Origin of the sequence: Photobacterium lucens, assembly GCF_009873615.1 — a bacterium.
GTDB lineage: Bacteria > Pseudomonadota > Gammaproteobacteria > Enterobacterales > Vibrionaceae > Photobacterium > Photobacterium lucens.
In genome coordinates this window covers 15,647-32,966 of the sequence record NZ_SSMG01000004.1, presented here as the reverse complement: position 1 = coordinate 32,966, position 17,320 = coordinate 15,647, and the positions used below count along the sequence as shown (strand labels likewise).

Sequence of the window (17,320 nt, the reverse complement as noted above, 5' to 3'; positions counted from 1 at the left end):
GTTTTTTGGTCTTTGGCGGTGTTGTTCAACTGAAAAATTGAACTTTTTTACTTATAAATTGTGAATGGTGTTCATTTGGAAATTAATTAAGTTGTTTCATTTAACAGTCATGAAACTGCGTGCTAATTTTGTCGCCACTGATTTATGGATACAAGTTGTCGTTATACGGATTGTTACTTCTCTTTAAGTAACTAAGTAAAGGAACTGCATTTAAGTAGACGACTTGTTTAAAAGTAAAAACAATTAGGAAATATAATGAAAAAGAATGCACTAAGCCTTCTAGTGGCTCTATCTGTTCTAGCTCCAGTAGCAGCACAAGCAGCAGTTCAACTTCCAGCTGGTACTCAAGAGATCGGTGTTCAAGGTAACGCTAAACTAGGCAGCGGTTGGCATGCAGATCTTAACGGTACTTACGGTACTTTCGTAAAAGACAACTGGGAAGTGGGTGGTACTGCTACTGTTCGCGCACAAGATAAAGATGACGCAATCAGCGCTCAACTAGGTGCATTCACAGAGTACAACTTTGTTAACTCTACTAATTGGGTACCTTACGTTGGTGCAGCAGCTGAACTTGGCGCACTAAGCTACGATAACAAAAATGGCGGCGACATCGATGCTGGCGATAAGGGCGACAACAACTGGGCTCTTAACGTTAAACTAGCTGCTGGTGTTAAGTACTTTATTAACCCTAACGTTGCTATCACATCTGAAGTTAACTACAACATCGCTACAGATGACATCTTCTCAAGCGACGGTTACTCTAGCCAGAAAGCTAAAGACAGCCTAACAAACATCGTATTCGGTACTCGTTTCTACTTCTAAGTTTAAACAAGTATTACGATGTAATGAAAACCCGCCATGTGCGGGTTTTTTTACGTCTAAATTCCACAGAAGACTAGCGATTACAACACATGGAAGCTTTCATATTTAAGTGGATGGGGGCGTCGCTATGTAACGCGACCTTATTATTTAATGAAAAATAATATATCGAGATAACGTGAAGTTACTTGGGTACAAAGTGTTATGTCTATAAGAAGGCAGGTATAAAAAAGAGCCTGTCTCACACAATAGTGATAGAAGCAGGCTCTATTTATATGGCTTATTGAAACTGTTTAAGACAATGCGTTACGTTTTTTAACGCGCTTTATAATCCAACTACTTGAAAGGCTAACAATGGCAATTGCCAGAGTAACAAATGGTGCAACCATTAAAATCATAGTCGCTACTTTAGCGATTTTTTCAGGTAGTAACGTTAATAAATAGCCCAAACCTGTTAGTAGTAATACCCAAGCTGTCGCACTTAGCCAAGCAAAACGGAAAAAGTGGGACTGACTTTTAACACGGAAGCCCATCATTAAAGGTAGCAAAGGGCGCACTACAGGAATAAAACGTGCTACAAACAGAGCTATCACACCATGACGGATCAGCAAGTTATCGACAGTTTGCATCCTGTGCGGTGGTACCATACTCACCCAGCCTTTCACTTTTGGTAAATGATCCAGCCAGCGACCTTGTAAGTAAGCTAACCAACTACCAATAGCTGATGCCACAATCAGTAAGAAGACTACTAATTTAAAATCAATGATCCCCATTGCACCCAATGTACCAGCTAAGATCACGATGCTATCGCAAGGTAGCGGTGCTGCCGGTAAAAATGCACTTTCTAACCAGATAACAAATGTCACGCAGACATAAATCATCACCATGCTTTCTGGGTTTTGTAATGCGACAAAATCTTGGTGCCAGAGCGCAGAAAAAATAGATACAAATGAATCAAGCATCTATGTGTCCTTGTAAATAAAATAGAAAAATGAATTGGTTTGATGTTATGAAAACAGCAAATTCCGACTATGTGTAAAACGAAATTGAAAATTGGCGAGAGACAAAAGGTTCTTGCGTTTTAAACACGATTTTTCTATAGGTATCAGAGCGTAAGTTAAAAAGACATTACTCTTTTGCTGTAACAAAGCAAGAAAATGTTCACGCTCGTGATACAAGGGCGCTAGTTTAATCGTTGGTGAGGCAAAACGGTAGCGTTGGGGCGTTGTTAACAGCCCAAGATCTGCATTATATGAGATTGAAGACGATTCAAAATAACTATGGGCATCAATGTGTTCAATATTTGCTGAAACACGATGGCTAAAGAAAGCACTGCATAGTAATAGAGTAAGAATATATAGTAGTTGAGAACAGCGCATTTTATCTCTAACCAACCCAAGTTAATTCACGCACTTATTAGTACTGAAATCACATTGAAAAGCAAATGATTAGTTGTGTATAAATATTGCGAGCAAAATGTTCTTTTGAGTGTAAAAAAGCCCCAACATTCCAATGTTGAGGCAATAGGCTAGTTTATGTTTTTATTTTTACATGTTTCGAATAACTTTCTTCATTTGTGTACCAATGAAGATAAAGCTGAACCCTTCAAACAGTAGTGATACGCCGACAAAGATCCCTAGTAGAGACATTGAGAATTCAGGATTATTCATCAAACTAAAGAAGTAGATACCGATTGCGGTTGAAATCAAGCCACTGAATACAATCCAACGCCAGCCAGCAAGGTGCTTACGACTATTAAAGCCAAACAACATACGCGTTACGCCGTTGAAAATCATGGTTGCAATCATTAATACAGTGATAGTCACTAAGCCAATGAAAGGTTGACCTAAAATAAATAAACCACCTAGTAAGTAGAATAATGCACTGATCACATACCAGGTTTTGGTTTTCCAATCTGGAATACTGAAAGTGTGGTAAACCTGCACCAATCCGATCACAAGGAAAATAGTGCCGACAATAGTGGTAATTGTCATACCAGCTGCAATAGGTAGGCTGATAGCGAATACCCCGGCTAATGCCACGATAACACCAACAATCACGAACCATTTCCAGCCTTTGTTAAGCATAGAACTTACTGGGTTTTCCATAACGTATCCCTTAAACGCAAAAGAGTAAATTAAGATGTTTTGTCTAATATTAGACCTAATTGTTTGATTAGCTAGTAAATTTTTACTGATAATTAGCAATTTAAGTTTTTGAATACAAAACGTTTTAAAATAATATCATGAAGGGGTAGATCTTGAAGTCACAGTAAAAATGGTTGAAAAATAGAACTGAATATTACTAGTGACTGTTTTTCGGATCTAAAAAAAGTAAGCGGATACAAAAAAGCCTCACATCATTGGAGGCTTTTTTCGTATTTATAGCTGTAGATACTATGGGCGGGCAGAGCCGATTCTAATTTTTCGTTTATTCCAGCTACGAACAACGGAGTAACGCCATAGGCCACGAATACCAAAGTAGCCAATAAGGGCAGATACCACGCTACAAATAAAGCAACCTAGCAAAAATGGAGGACCAATTTGGCTCATTTGGTTTAACAGGAAGTCCCATGATAGCTCGAAGTGGAAACCCACATTAGGGCTATTGAGTACCCAAGCACCAAGTTTATACGCACCATAAAACAGCACTGGCATGGTAACAGGGTTACTTACCCATACAAGAGCAACGGATAGGGGAAGGTTTACACCAAAGAGAATAGCCAAGCCTGCCGCCATGATCATTTGACTAGGAAGCGGAACGAAAGCCATGAATAAGCCAACGGCAAATGCGCCCGATGCAGATCGGCGATTTAAACACCATAAGTTCGGGTTATAAAGCACATTACCAAAGATTTTAAGGGCTTTTTGGCGCTTAATCACTTCGTGGCTTGGTAAGAACTTTTTAATAAGATGTCTAGGCATAATCAGTATTTAATCACATGGCGATAACAGCATGTTACAAATAGCATTAGGTATCGCAATAGGTTTTCATACACTGCTGGGTTTATCTGTTATTCCACATTACGGGTGGTATATGACAGGGATAATAGTCAGTGTTGTTATTTATTATTATTGTCGAAACCAGTTTTTATTTTGGTTTTCAATAAGTGCTTTCTTAGCGGCATTAAGTGCCGAACAATATCTTAAAAAGGTTGATGACGTTCCGCTAAATCGGACAAATCTTACCATAAATGTCCGAGTTAGTGCGGTATTAAATGAAAATATACCGAATACGTATTTCGAAGCAGTGGTTATTGATGCATATTTACCCTCAAATCAGGCTGATATCAGTTTATCTTCTTCGCATCGCTTACTTATCTTGTGGCCTGATGCGCCAGTATTAAAGCAAGGTCAGATCTGGCAATTACCTGTTAAATTAAGCCGTATTGTTGGCAGGATAAATCAAGCAGGATTCGATGCCGAACGTCACGCTGTAAGTCGAAACATTCATGGAAGAGCAGTCGTTCGAGTAAGCGGTTCTAACATTCCTGTTCTTATTACTCAACATATAACATGGCGACAGCAGTTATTTGATCGGGTAACGCAACTTACTAATAACATGCCTTATCAAGCGTATTTATTAGCCTTGGCTTTTGGTGAGCGCAGTGGATTAGATAAAGACGATTGGACGAAGCTAAGAGACAGCGGCACTGCGCATTTGTTAGCAATATCAGGCTTACATATTGCTTTGGCCATGCTGTTAGGGTGGATGATTGGCGCAAAGTTAAAGCTATTGTTACCGCAAAAAACGCTATTTATTTGGACACCTATGATCACGGGGTTAACTGTTGCATTGGTCTATGCTTGGTTAGCCGGATTAACGATTCCAACCATTCGAGCATTATTAATGTGCTTTATCATAGGCAGTTTAAAGACAACGGGATCGTATTGGCGGCACTGGCAAGTGCTGTTAGTGACGTTGTCATTAAGTTTATTACTTGCTCCATTTGCTATTTACAGCGCTTCTTTTTGGTTGTCGTTTTACGCTGTTGCTGTATTAGTTTTATTTAGTGTTGGGCAACGGTATTTTCCATTAGTAAAAATGCCTCATCACACATTTTCAACTACACATTTACATGCATCGTTTCTTCAATTGGTTAAAATTCAATGCTGGCTATTAGTGTTGATGTTACCTATTCAATGGTTATGGTTTGGCGGTATTTCTATTGCTGCTCCTATTGCTAACTTATTTGCAGTACCTTGGATTAGTTTTATCACTGTTCCCTTAGTATTAATTGCGGTAATAACACTGTGGTTTCCTATGTTATCCAGCACCTTATGGCAATGTGCGAATTGGTCGTTATTGCCTGTGGTTGAGGGGATTGCTTGGCTGGAAGGGGCATGGTACGGGTTATCAATGTCATATCAGCCGGTATTATGGTGTGTTGTTATTATCGTATTGGGTGCGACATTATTGCCATTTCGACGTTTTAAATGGCTTTATATTTCGCTACTTTTCCTATCTGTAATTGGGATTCTAAAGCCTAACAATAAGACGTCACAGTGGCAGGTAATGGTACTCGATGTTGGTCATGGTTTAGCGGTGATCATACACAAAGCAGGACGAGCGATACTGTATGACACAGGTAACCGTTGGCAAGAAAGTGTGGTTGCAGGAAGTACGATTTTACCTGTATTGGAAAATATGGGGATCAAGCAGTTGGACTACTTGGTGATCAGCCACGATGATAGCGATCATGCAGGAGGCAAAGCGCTTATTTCTGAAAAATTTTCTCCGCAATATAGCTATAGCAGCAATTATAATGACGAAGGGTATTTTCCTTGTATTAAAGGGCAATCATGGTCTTGGCAAGGGCTGAGTTTTACCGTGCAATGGCCGATACAACAGGTGAGTCGAGCACGAAATCCACATTCATGTGTTGTTCGTATACAAGCAGAAAACGGGCAAGGACCATCTCTGTTATTAACAGGAGATATTGATGCCATCGCTGAGCTAATGTTAGTGAAACTCGCCCCAACACTAACAGCTGACATTTTATTAGTGCCACATCATGGCAGTAAAACATCCTCTACTAATACCTTTCTTGATCATGTTAAGCCTTCATTAGCCTTGGTTTCAACAGGCGTATTTAATTCGTGGAATTTGCCTGCGCAAGCAGTCAAAGAGAAATATCAGCAGCGAAACATTCAATGGTTATCAACGGGTAGAGTAGGGCAGATCACCATTGATGTTGATAACGAAAGTTATCAGGTACGCACGCAACGCAGTACGACAGCTACGCAATGGTATCGACCTAAATGGTTATAGTTATAGAGGTGTCTTCTTCGCCTTCTTGTTGTTGAGTAAAACAATAATATTGAATGATTAATTGTCTTTTTTTTGAGCAAAAGACAATTTTTTCAAAAGGATGAGTGACAAATTTGGTTGAGAGACAAGTTAGAGGTAGAATAGAAAAACTGTATTAGAAATAAATTGGTTTTCATGACTCAATCAACAGAAAAATCATCAAGAGATACTTATAAGCGATTATGGCCTTATATCAGCATTTATAAAGCTGGTTTAGCGGTGGCGGTAATTGCGCTTATTATTAACGCTGTCGGTGATACCCTGATGCTTTCTATGATCAAGCCTTTACTTGATGAAAGCTTTGGTGGTTTCGATAAAATCGATTCAGATTTCCTCGCGATGATGCCAATCTACTTAATTGGCTTAATGATCCTACGTGGTGTAAGTGGTTTTGTTTCAACTTACTGCCTATCTTGGGTTTCTGGTAACGTTGTAATGACGCTACGTCGTCAGTTATTCCAACACTTCATGAAAATGCCAGTTGCATTCTTTGATAAAGAATCTTCAGGTGCATTGCTATCACGTATTACCTACGACTCTGAACAAGTTGCTTCTGCAACCAGTAGTGCGTTAGTCAGTATTGTCCGTGAAGGTGCCTCGATTATTGGTCTTATGGCGTTGATGTTTTGGAATAGCTGGCAACTGTCGGCAATTCTGATCGTGATCGCACCTATCGTTGCTTTCAGTATTCGTACTGTATCGAAGCGTTTTCGTAAGATCTCACGCAACATGCAAGATGCAATGGGCTCTGTAACCTCATCTGCTGAGCAAATGCTGAAAGGTCACAAAGTCGTTTTAAGCTACGGTGGTCAAGAAGTAGAAAAGCAGCGTTTTGACAACGTAAGTAACCAAATGCGTCGTCAAACCATGAAGCTGGTTTCGGCTCAAGCAATTGCTAACCCAGTTATTCAGGTTATCGCATCATTAGCATTGGTGGTTGTACTTATTCTTGCAAACACACCATCACTACGTGCTGAACTAACACCGGGTACATTTGCGGTTGTGTTTGGTGCAATGTTTGGTTTAATGCGTCCATTAAAGGCATTAACAAGTGTTACTTCTCAATTCCAACGTGGTATGGCGGCTTGTCACACCTTGTTTGAATTAATGGATTTAGAAACAGAAAAAGATAACGGTAAAGTAGAAGTTCAACGCGTTAAAGGTGATGTAGAAGTGAAGAATGTCACTTTTACGTATCCAACCAAAGATGCGCCAGCACTACGTGATGTGAGCTTTAACTTACCAGCGGGTAAAACATTGGCATTGGTAGGGCGTTCCGGCTCAGGTAAAAGTACCATTGCTAACTTGCTTACTCGCTTCTACGACATTGATTCAGGCGAAATTAACCTTGATTCGGTGGAAATTCGAGACTACAAACTGGCGAATCTTCGTGATCAAGTTGCTGTCGTTTCGCAAAACGTTCACCTATTTAATGACACTATTGCTAACAACATTGCTTATGCAAGTCATGATGCTTACAGCCGTGAAGATATTGAACGTGCTGCAGAGCTAGCTTATGCGATGGACTTTATCAAAGATATGGACAATGGTTTAGATACGGTTATTGGTGAGAATGGTGTGAGCTTATCAGGTGGTCAGCGTCAGCGTTTAGCGATTGCTCGTGCATTGCTACGTAATGCGCCGGTGCTTATTCTGGATGAAGCAACATCAGCACTGGATACTGAATCTGAGCGTGCAATTCAAAGTGCATTAGATGAACTGCAAAAAGATCGTACCGTACTGGTGATTGCTCACCGCCTATCAACAATTGAAAATGCCGATCAGATCCTAGTGGTTGATGACGGTGAAATTGTTGAACGTGGAACTCACGCAGAGCTTATCAGCCATGATGGTGCGTATGCCCAGCTTCACCGTATTCAGTTTGGTGACTAATGGCATCACTTATCGAAAAAATGTGGTTTCAGCATCCTCCTAAAGGGGGGATGCTGTTTCTTTACATCCTACTTTGGCCTTTGTTCTGGCCGTTAAGTCGCTTATTTGGTGTGATCAGCCAACACAAACGTCAGCAATATGTTTCTGGTAAAAAAGCAGCATATAAAGCGCCTGTTCCTGTGGTTGTAGTTGGTAATATTACCGCAGGTGGTAACGGTAAAACCCCCGTTGTAGTTTGGCTGGTGGAGCAGCTGCAAGCGCAAGGTTTAAAGCCAGGCGTGGTTTCTCGTGGTTACGGTGGTAAAGCACCTCATTATCCGTACTTTGTTGAAGCGACAACGAGTACAGATATTGCCGGTGATGAACCTGTACTTATTCAGCGTCGCACCAATGCGCCTGTTGCTGTTGCGCCAAAGCGCAGTGAAGCGGTGAAAATGCTATTTGAACACAATGTTGATGTGATCATCACCGATGATGGTTTGCAGCATTATGCTCTTGAGCGTGACATTGAAATCGTGGTGATTGATGGTCAACGTCGTTTTGGTAATGAACACTTATTACCACTAGGACCATTACGTGAAACTTGCCAGCGTTTAAACGAAGTCGATTTTCTGATTTGTAATGGTGGTACTGCGCAAGCGAATGAAGCTGCGATGAAGTTGGTACCGACCGATTTAATTAATGTAAAAACAGGCAAGCGCCGCGCAATTTCAACCCTAAATGATGTGATTGCAATGGCGGGGATTGGGCATCCACCACGCTTTTTTACTACCCTAAATCAATTAGGTGTGACACCTGTGTTATGTCAGCCGTTTGCTGATCACCAAGCATTTGAAAAACAAACATTGTTAGATTTAGCCCACCAAGGGCAGCATTTAGTAATGACTGAAAAAGACGCTGTAAAATGTTACGGCTTTGCTGAAGAAAACTGGTGGTATCTTCCTGTTGATGCAGATATCGCACAGCCTCAGGCTACAGACATTATTAAACGGATCATTGAGGTAAAGGAAACGTATGGATCACCGTCTGCTTGAAATCGTTGCTTGTCCAGTATGTAAAGGCAAGCTGAACTACGATAAAGAAAAAAATGAGCTTGTATGTAAGTTCGATCGTTTAGCTTATCCTATTAATGATGGCATTCCAGTTTTACTAGAGCCAGAAGCTCGTACGTTAAGCTCAGACGAGGTTAAATAATAATGACATTTACCGTTGTTATTCCTGCCCGTTACCAATCAACACGATTACCGGGTAAACCACTGGCAGATATCGCAGGTAAACCTATGGTGCAATGGGTTTACGAGCAAGCGATGAAATCAGGTGCGGACCAAGTGATTGTCGCAACTGATGATCAACGCATTGTTGATGTGGTGAAAGGCTTTGGTGGTGAAGTGTGTTTAACTCGCACAGATCACGAATCAGGTACAGAGCGTCTTGCTGAAGTGGTTGAGAAATACCAATTAGCAGACGATCACATTGTGGTGAATGTGCAGGGTGATGAACCGTTGATCCCTGAAACCATTATTCGCCAAGTAGCTGATAACATTGCTCATAAAGATGCGCCTATGGCGACATTGGCGGTTGAAATTGATCACCATGATGAAGTCTTTAATCCAAATGCGGTAAAAGTCGTTACAGATAAAGACGGTTATGCACTGTATTTTAGCCGCGCATCGATTCCATGGGATCGTGACAATTTTGCGAAAGAGCCACGTATCGTTCACCATAATTTACTACGTCACATTGGTATTTATGCCTACCGTGCAGGTTTTATTAAAACCTACATTAACTGGGAACCAAGTGCGTTAGAGCAAATTGAATCACTAGAGCAACTACGTGTGCTTTGGTACGGTGAGAAGATTCACGTTGATGTGGCAATTGATGCACCAGCACCGGGTGTTGATACGCCAGAAGATCTCGAAAAAGTGCGTGCTATCGTTGGTTAATTGATCATCACGAATACTTTCATGAACGCAAAAACCGAGCTCAAAGGGCTCGGTTTTTTATTACCCGTTAAATGGGGATTTGCGTTTAACAATGGTTAAAACTGATGATTAAACTCTAATCTGAAATCACCGTTTTTAAACTGAGTATCATGATCCCAGTTAGCAAAGGTACGTATGGTTTGTCGATCATTTAGCTTATAACTCACCGCTGCTTCATGGTGGAAACCATCCAGTAAATCAGACATATATTCGTTGTTATTGAGTGTAGAGATATACATCGGGTTGTAATTGAGCCAAATCTTATCAGTTACATCGACTTTGGCGTATGTTCCCACAACCACATAACTGCTTGGGATGGCATAACCAACACTGCCATAGTCATGATCAATACCTCGAATTTCAGCTGTATCTGTCACGGTGATCCCTAAACCTGCAAGAGGGTAAAGCTGTAGTGCTCCCCATTTCGGCAGTGCTTGGATCATACTGTACGATGCGCTACCTAGGTTATTATCGAAATTCCAGTTTACGTCGATTTGGCTACCACGTCCGTTAGTCATATCTAGTTGGAAATTACGAAAACGGATACTATCAATCGAATCATCACCATCATGTGTGATGTGTTCACCCATAAAACCTTTAATTTCAAAGATATTCATCGCCATGGTGGTGGGATCTTTAGTGTCGTAAGATTTACCCATTTTTAAATTTAAGCCGTTGTTCGACATACCCACACCACCTTGAGTGTAAACAGCGAGTGGATCGGACATATCTTGTACTTCTGAGCTAGAAGCGGAGGCAAAAGGAACGGCAATGAAAGCAGCAACAAGGGCAAGTGAACGTGAAGTCATGAGAACACCTATTTTAAGCAGTAAGACAAAATGAAGGTGTTAGCCAGAGGTAGCTCTGGCTAACGAGGGGAGAGCACTTAATTAACCGAAGTAAACTTAGTGATATAAGTTGGCATCCACTTCCTGACCTTTTGCAGGTCGAGGCACGATTTCAAACGTTGGGTTAAATTCAATAGAAGCTGCTTTTAGCTTCGCAAGCACTGTTTTATCGCCTTTCAGAGATACCGTCTTATCTGCCATAAGTTGTGGTAAATCTACTTTACCTAATAGCATTTGAGTAACATCTGACTTGTTAATTGTCAGTGTTGCATCGGCATTTTCTACTGGGTGTTTCACCAAACCATTGTTTAAGTTACCGTTTGACATCTCAACGAAGAACACTTCATTTTGATCAGGCACAATCACATTCATGGTAAATGGCGTGTGTTGGGCAATGGTTGAATCTACTTTCACCGCCATGAAATCCAGTAAGTTTTCAATGCTCATTTCAGATAACACATCAGCAGAAGCGGTTTTTGGATTACCCGGTTGAGTACCAATACGTAGCTCTTGCGCACCTGTTAAATACGTGTTTCTCCAACCCATGGTTTCAGACTGGTAGCCTAATTGCTCATAAGTATCAGCAAGTAATTTGCGAGCATCTTTATTTTCAGGATCGGCTTTCACAACCTTATCTAAAACAGTGGCGACAAAGCGGTATTCCCCTTTATTGAAATCAGCTTGTGCTTTTTTCACGATCACATCGCTGCCACCCATGTAATCAACAAATTTATTGGCTTCTTGCTGTGTTGGTAATGGGTTTAAGTTTGCTGGGTTCATATCAAAGTAACCCAGATACATGTTGTAGACCGCTTTGGCGTTATGGCTATATGAACCGTGATAACCATTGGTGTGCCAAGCTTGTTGAATGCTGGTCGGAATGGTTTCAATTAACGCATCACCAATGTCTTGAATAACGACACCATTGTTTGCTAAACGCAGGGTTTGATTATGAACAAAGCCGTAGTTATCACGTTGTAATTTCATGAAATCGAGGACTTCATCATTACCCCAAATAGGTGATGAATGAGAGCCAAACAGCACATCAATATCTGTGCCCCAAGCATTGATCATCTCATTGATATCTTTAGACCATTTCAATGAATCACGCACCTTTGCACCACGTAAGGTATAGATGTTATGCATACCGTGATACATCATTTCACCTGTCCACAATGCATTCATTGATGGAATAAAGGTCGCCATACCAGCAGGGGCTTCTGTACCTGCAGTATCAATGAAGATCATTTCAACGCCATCAACTGCATAAGTTTCAAATTTACCGTCACTATTAAAGGTGTAATCAGGTTTTACATAAGTGATTTCCCCTGCACCATATTCTGGCGAGTAGGTCGACATAGATTTACCTAAGCCTGCGTCAACAATACCGTGTTCATGAGCCCCTAAGGTGGCACCGTATTGGTAAGCGGCACGACGTGACATAGCATTACCAGCCAGTACGTTTTCATCTACCGTTTCTTTGGTCATATTGTGTGGACCATACACCTTCACATTAGGGAACATCTCAGCAATCGCACGAGCCCCACCAAAGTGATCAGCATGGCTATGAGAGTAAATCATTGCCACAATCGGTAAATCGCCACCTTTTGGTACATTTTCTAAAAAGAATTTTGTTGATATTTCAGCGGCTTGCTTGGTTAGTAATACGTCGTAAACAATCCAACCCGTTTTACCTTTAATAAAAGTAATGTTGGATAAATCAGTGCCGCGAACTTGATAAATATCATCACTGACTTGGTATAACCCCGCAGCGGTGTTATTGACCTGTGCTTGGCGATACAACGAAGGGTTAACGGAATCAGCAATATTGTCTTGATCAATAAAGTCGTAGCTATTACGCATAATATTTGCGCTTGCTTCATCTAGCGGTACGATCAAACCTTTTTTATTACGCTCAAACGCGTCACGGTCTTCCCAATTCAATTGTTTACTCAGTGCTTTATTGACCTGAATGGTTTGCTCTGTAGCAGGCTTGCCATTAATGGTTAAGTCACCGCTAACATGGTCGTGATCATGATTCGCTGCAACGGTAGGAAACGACATTGCCAAAATTAAAGTAAGAACAGATTTAGATGCAGTTGGTAATGTTTTCATAGTAAAACCCACTTGTTTGAGATGAATGTCTTAACTCGATGAAGCCATTCTATGCAACTAACTCATCGTGATATATAAAGTGAAAGCTATGTAAAACATAAGCATCAGTTATGTATTGTGAGTAACTATGACGGATAAATTCGATCTCAACTTATTACGTATATTTACCGAGGTGTATAACCTCAAGTCGATTACATTAGCGGCAGAATCATTAGGGTTAACTCAGCCAGGCGTCAGTGGGGCAATCAAACGGTTGCAACAATATCTGGGGAAAGATTTATTTGTCCGAGAAGGGCGAGGCATATCGCCAACGTATACAGCTATTCAATTGGCTGAATCGGTGAACCCTGCGTTGCAGCAGATAGAGATGGGATTAAGTAACGTTCATCGCTTCGATGTACAGGCGAAACGGACATTTCATGTATTAGTCAATGAGCCTATGATGCAGTTGCTTCAACCGCTTGTGGAAGCTGATACCAGTTTAGGCAATTGTGAGATTTGCTTTGGCTTAACACCACCGCAAGAAGATGAGTTGTTTTCAATATTAAGCTTACAAAAAGCCGATTTAGCGATAGATGTCGGAATACATCCAGCTGCGGGATACCATCAACAACCGTGTTACAGCGATCATATTGTTGCGATATGCCGAAAAGGACATCCACGAATAGATCAGCAGTTAACCCAAGAGCAGTATTACGCAGAAAAACATATCACGTTAAAAATCAGACGTTCAGAATTGTACGCTGCAGATTACTTTACGGAAGATACAATTTTACATCGTCAGATAAGCTGTGAATGTGAATCGTTGTTATCCATGATGACAATGGTATCTGAAAGTAATTGTTTAGGCGTTGCGGCAGGGAGTTTAGCGGATAAATATGCAGAAAAATTAGGTTTAAATATATTAGTTTTACCTTTTACAGTTAAACCCATTTCGCAACAAATGGTATGGCATAACCGACATAATAAAAGCCAAGCCCATATTTGGGTAAGAAATAAATTACTGGATTACTTAAATCAGATTGAGAAGAAATAATAAGGAAGAAAGGTAAAAGCGATCACCGAAATAAAGGATGAAAAACAGTGACCGCTTTTAGTGGCAAGATGGTTTATAACTTAGCTAAAGTTTCGTCTTCTTCTTTAATTAAGTTTTCTTTCTCTTTTTGTGCTTTTTCACTTAGGTGAGCTTGTGGCTTTTCTTTGTGCTTGATGATTTGACGCTCTAGACGATCAAATGCTTCATTGAATGCATCAATAAGCTCGTTAGCTTCACCCGTCGCATCGATTTTACCTAGGTTAGATTTCGTTGCGATCTCAACAATAAACTTACGGCCTTCCTCAAGTTTCATAAATACATCTTTGCTTTGGAAAGCAATTTTGAATTTATCAAACTTGAAGAAAGCTTCTTTAATATGTTGCTCTAGGTAGTCAGGAAGTTCAAAACCACGTGCTGTAATTTTAATGCTCATAATAAATTACCCATAAATTCGTTGGAGTTCATGGTTATTAAATTGAACCTAAAGTGGGGAATTAAATGTGATTTATGTCACATTTTAAGTTAAGGGTTTATTTGTTAATAAAAGCTTGAAAATGGTGCTTTTTAAGCCATTTAAAATATTTAAAGAAAATAAAGTGGTTTGCTTTTGCACAATAAGCGCCANGAGAAATTCACAGCTTTAATATACCCAAGTAACTTGAGAACACTTGGGCTAAAAATTAACTATTGCTATTAACCACAGATGGTTGCTTTTCTTTATCAATCTCAGTGGACTGGTTTAAACCGAGAATACGAGAAGTCATCGTACCCGCAGTCATTGCACCACTAACGTTTACTGCAGTACGTCCCATATCAATCAGAGGTTCAATCGAAATTAGTAGACCCGCTAAGGCAACTGGCATACCCATTGTTGATAGCACGATGATTGCTGCAAAAGTAGCACCACCACCAATACCTGCAATACCAAATGAACTTACCGTGACAATCGCTACTAATGATGCAATAAAACTAGGATCTAATGGGTTAATACCAACGGTAGGTGCAATCATTACTGCAAGCATAGCAGGGTACAGACCAGCACAGCCATTTTGACCCATGGTGGCACCGAAAGAGGCTGAGAAGTTAGCTACAGCATCACCATTACCTAAAGATTTAACCTGTGTTTCAATGTTCAGTGGGATCGTGCCTGCGCTAGAGCGTGAGGTAAATGCAAACGTCAGTACAGGCAAGATCGTCATAAAGAAACGGAATGGGTTAACACCAGTAAAGCTCACTAGCACAAGGTGCAGTACCAGAATCAAACCTAAACCGATATAAGACGCGACCACAAAGTTCAGTAAGCTAAGAATGTCATCATAGTTAGAGCCAGCAACAACCTTAGTCATCAGTGCCAATACACCGTAAGGGGTTAGGCTAAGTACCATGCGAACAAGAGTACGCACAATTTCTTGAGCGACATGCATGAATTTCTCGAAACTTGCACCAATCTCAGGGCTAGTTTTGATAACCGTTAAACCAGCCATGCCAACAAACGCAGAGAAGATCACTACCGCAATGGTTGAAGTTGGGCGAGCACCAGCAAGATCTGCAAACGGGTTAGATGGGAAGAAAGAAATAATCATGTCGGCAAATGACACATTGGCAATGCTGCCTAAGCGAGTCTGTAGCGCTTCACCACGAGCAATTTCACGTGCACCTTCAACAATACCGTCTGCACTTAAACCGAAGGCGTTAGTGATAGCGATACCAATTAGAGCAGACACCGCAGTGGTTGCCAGTAAAATACCAATGGTTAGGAAAGAGATCTTACCCAGTGAGCTAGAGTCTTTCACTTTAATGATTGCACCAATGATAGATACCATAATGAGTGGCATCACAATCATTTTCAGTAAGCTCACATAGCCAGCACCAACAATGTTTACATACTCAAGCGTATCGCTGACTACTGAGGTAGCAGGATCATAAAACCATTGTAGAGAAGCACCAAATAGGACACCTAAAAATAGGCCAGTAAATACGCGTTTTGAAAGTGTACTGTCTGTGCGTTGCTGCTTAATAAGTAAAGCAATAAGTAGCGCAAAAATCGCTAAATTAAGTATTTGGTACATACTGCGAACCTTTGATTTATTCGTATATTTATAGTTGAAAGCAATAATTCGCAGTTAATCAAACTGATAGCTGTTAAATTTTTAACTTAAAATGTTAAGCGATTTACTGTTTCGTGTTGGAAAGAATCATATTATTTAATGTGGATTTCAGATACATTTTTTATGGCTTTTATTAGCTTAAAATGAATTTATATATAGCTTTTAGTTATATGCAATAAGAGCGCAATGATTGACTCTTAATAGCTAATTAAATGATAAATAAAGTGTTAATCTGGATTTGAGATGTAAAAAAGCCCAATAAGCAACGGATAGTATCGCTCATTGGGCTTAAGAAAATGGAGAGAACCAAGTTGTTAATGTGACTGGGTTATAGCAGTGAGTTAGCCTGCTACCGTAAGTGCGTCAGTGTTCTCTTCGGTGTTTTTTTCACTCTTGTTTTTATCTGTATTCGCAAGAAAATCACGAAGATCTTGCCATAACATGCCTAGTTTTTCATGCCAGTAGCGTTCTGTTTGGTTTAAGAACTGTGAACTTGGTGCATAGCGAACCCAAGGTTGTTTTATTTTATTGGTTGCCATGAAATTGGTTGGAGCAGGGATAGGATCTAAGCCTGCCTGATGGAACTCATTCAGTGCTCGTGTCATATGGCTTGCCGATGTTACTAACACTAAATTCTTACTACCGACTACAGAAGCCGCTTGATGTGCTTCTTCCCACGTATCTTTTGCTGTTTCAAGTAGCAAAATGTCAGATTTACTCACCCCGAGCGCTAAAGCTACTTTTGCTAGCATACGTGCATGGCTGATTGTTGTACCACCGCTATAGCCCGATAAGATCATTTTTGACCCCGGATACATACGGTAAATACGGATCCCTTCAGCAAGGCGCATTAACGCAGTGCGTGACAGCTCTGATGTTATTGGAAAGGTTTTATCGATCACATGGCCATTACCGAGCACCATAATAAAATCGATAGGCTTTGAACTGCCAACAAACGCGCGGTGTTCTTGCTCCAAAGGGCGTAATAGGCTGGTAGAAACAGGCTGGAAAGAGACCGCAAAAATGCCAAGAAAAGAGAAAGCGATAATCCCAGAAGCCAGTTTCGTTTTACGGCTAAACCATAAAACCAATAATCCTATAACACCAATGATCAGCAACGCAGGCAGGGGCATAAGGAGTGTTGCGATTAATTTTTTTAATTCAAACATGAAATGTAGTCCGAAATTTCAGCAGTTGAGCTTGAAAAAG

General features: G+C 40.5%; 15 protein-coding genes. 7 read left to right on the top strand and 8 right to left on the bottom strand.

The features are described from left to right. The first annotated feature begins 255 nt into the window (after positions 1 to 255). A complete protein-coding gene (locus E5A76_RS01075; RefSeq protein WP_008986777.1) occupies positions 256 to 822 on the top strand; it encodes an outer membrane beta-barrel protein in 567 nt (188 codons plus the stop codon). A 290-nt stretch (positions 823 to 1,112) separates the two neighbouring features. Here E5A76_RS01075 and E5A76_RS01070 read toward each other — a convergent pair whose 3' ends face one another. The 3 genes from E5A76_RS01070 to E5A76_RS01060 form a co-directional block, all read right to left on the bottom strand. Beyond that, positions 1,113 to 1,781, bottom strand: a complete 669-nt coding sequence (locus E5A76_RS01070) for a DedA family protein (protein WP_161117848.1) — start codon at positions 1,779 to 1,781, stop codon at positions 1,113 to 1,115. Between the two features lie 585 nt (positions 1,782 to 2,366). Beyond that, the gene (locus tag E5A76_RS01065; RefSeq protein WP_053988272.1) at positions 2,367 to 2,927 is read right to left on the bottom strand and encodes an HdeD family acid-resistance protein; all 561 of its coding nucleotides are present in this window, start codon (positions 2,925 to 2,927) and stop codon (positions 2,367 to 2,369) included. Between the two features lie 288 nt (positions 2,928 to 3,215). Further along, a complete protein-coding gene (locus tag E5A76_RS01060; RefSeq protein ID WP_053988271.1) occupies positions 3,216 to 3,743 on the bottom strand; it encodes a DUF2062 domain-containing protein in 528 nt (175 codons plus the stop codon). Between the two features lie 31 nt (positions 3,744 to 3,774). On the opposite strand from E5A76_RS01060, the gene E5A76_RS01055 reads away from it, so the two are divergent. The 5 genes from E5A76_RS01055 (at position 3,775) to kdsB (ending at position 9,965) form a co-directional block, all read left to right on the top strand. Next, positions 3,775 to 6,090, top strand: coding sequence for a DNA internalization-related competence protein ComEC/Rec2 (locus E5A76_RS01055; RefSeq protein WP_161117847.1), 2,316 nt, complete (start codon positions 3,775 to 3,777; stop codon positions 6,088 to 6,090). A 174-nt stretch (positions 6,091 to 6,264) separates the two neighbouring features. Beyond that, positions 6,265 to 8,022 carry a lipid A ABC transporter ATP-binding protein/permease MsbA gene (msbA, locus tag E5A76_RS01050; RefSeq protein WP_161117846.1) on the top strand — a complete coding sequence of 586 codons (1,758 nt, stop codon included), beginning with the start codon at positions 6,265 to 6,267 and terminating at the stop codon, positions 8,020 to 8,022. Further along, complete coding sequence (lpxK, locus tag E5A76_RS01045) at positions 8,022 to 9,056, top strand: tetraacyldisaccharide 4'-kinase (RefSeq protein ID WP_161117845.1); 1,035 nt, start codon at positions 8,022 to 8,024, stop codon at positions 9,054 to 9,056. Before msbA ends, lpxK begins: the two co-directional genes overlap by 1 nt. Next, positions 9,037 to 9,216 (top strand): Trm112 family protein, encoded by a 180-nt coding sequence (locus E5A76_RS01040; protein WP_008986784.1) that lies wholly within the window; start codon positions 9,037 to 9,039, stop codon positions 9,214 to 9,216. Before lpxK ends, E5A76_RS01040 begins: the two co-directional genes overlap by 20 nt. A 2-nt stretch (positions 9,217 to 9,218) precedes the next feature. Further along, entirely contained in the window at positions 9,219 to 9,965 is a 747-nt protein-coding gene (gene kdsB, locus E5A76_RS01035; protein ID WP_053988267.1) for a 3-deoxy-manno-octulosonate cytidylyltransferase, read from the top strand. Between the two features lie 95 nt (positions 9,966 to 10,060). Here kdsB and E5A76_RS01030 read toward each other — a convergent pair whose 3' ends face one another. Together E5A76_RS01030 and E5A76_RS01025 are read right to left on the bottom strand one after the other, a co-directional pair. After that, the gene (locus tag E5A76_RS01030; RefSeq protein WP_187695522.1) at positions 10,061 to 10,813 is read right to left on the bottom strand and encodes a hypothetical protein; all 753 of its coding nucleotides are present in this window, start codon (positions 10,811 to 10,813) and stop codon (positions 10,061 to 10,063) included. Positions 10,814 to 10,909: 96 nt separating this feature from the next. Beyond that, the gene (locus tag E5A76_RS01025) at positions 10,910 to 12,967 is read right to left on the bottom strand and encodes an alkyl/aryl-sulfatase (RefSeq protein ID WP_161117844.1); all 2,058 of its coding nucleotides are present in this window, start codon (positions 12,965 to 12,967) and stop codon (positions 10,910 to 10,912) included. A gap of 127 nt (positions 12,968 to 13,094) precedes the next feature. Between E5A76_RS01025 and E5A76_RS01020 the strand changes: the two genes are divergently transcribed. Further along, positions 13,095 to 14,003, top strand: coding sequence for a LysR family transcriptional regulator (locus E5A76_RS01020; protein WP_161117843.1), 909 nt, complete (start codon positions 13,095 to 13,097; stop codon positions 14,001 to 14,003). 73 nt (positions 14,004 to 14,076) lie between these two features. Here E5A76_RS01020 and hpf read toward each other — a convergent pair whose 3' ends face one another. The 3 genes from hpf to elyC form a co-directional block, all read right to left on the bottom strand. Then, complete coding sequence (gene hpf, locus E5A76_RS01015) at positions 14,077 to 14,436, bottom strand: ribosome hibernation-promoting factor, HPF/YfiA family (protein ID WP_053988263.1); 360 nt, start codon at positions 14,434 to 14,436, stop codon at positions 14,077 to 14,079. Between the two features lie 247 nt (positions 14,437 to 14,683). Further along, on the bottom strand, positions 14,684 to 16,072 hold the full coding sequence (locus tag E5A76_RS01010; RefSeq protein ID WP_161117842.1) for an L-cystine transporter: 1,389 nt from the start codon (positions 16,070 to 16,072) through the stop codon (positions 14,684 to 14,686). 380 nt (positions 16,073 to 16,452) lie between these two features. Continuing rightward, positions 16,453 to 17,280, bottom strand: coding sequence for an envelope biogenesis factor ElyC (elyC, locus tag E5A76_RS01005; protein ID WP_053988261.1), 828 nt, complete (start codon positions 17,278 to 17,280; stop codon positions 16,453 to 16,455). Between the last annotated feature and the right edge of the window lie 40 nt (positions 17,281 to 17,320).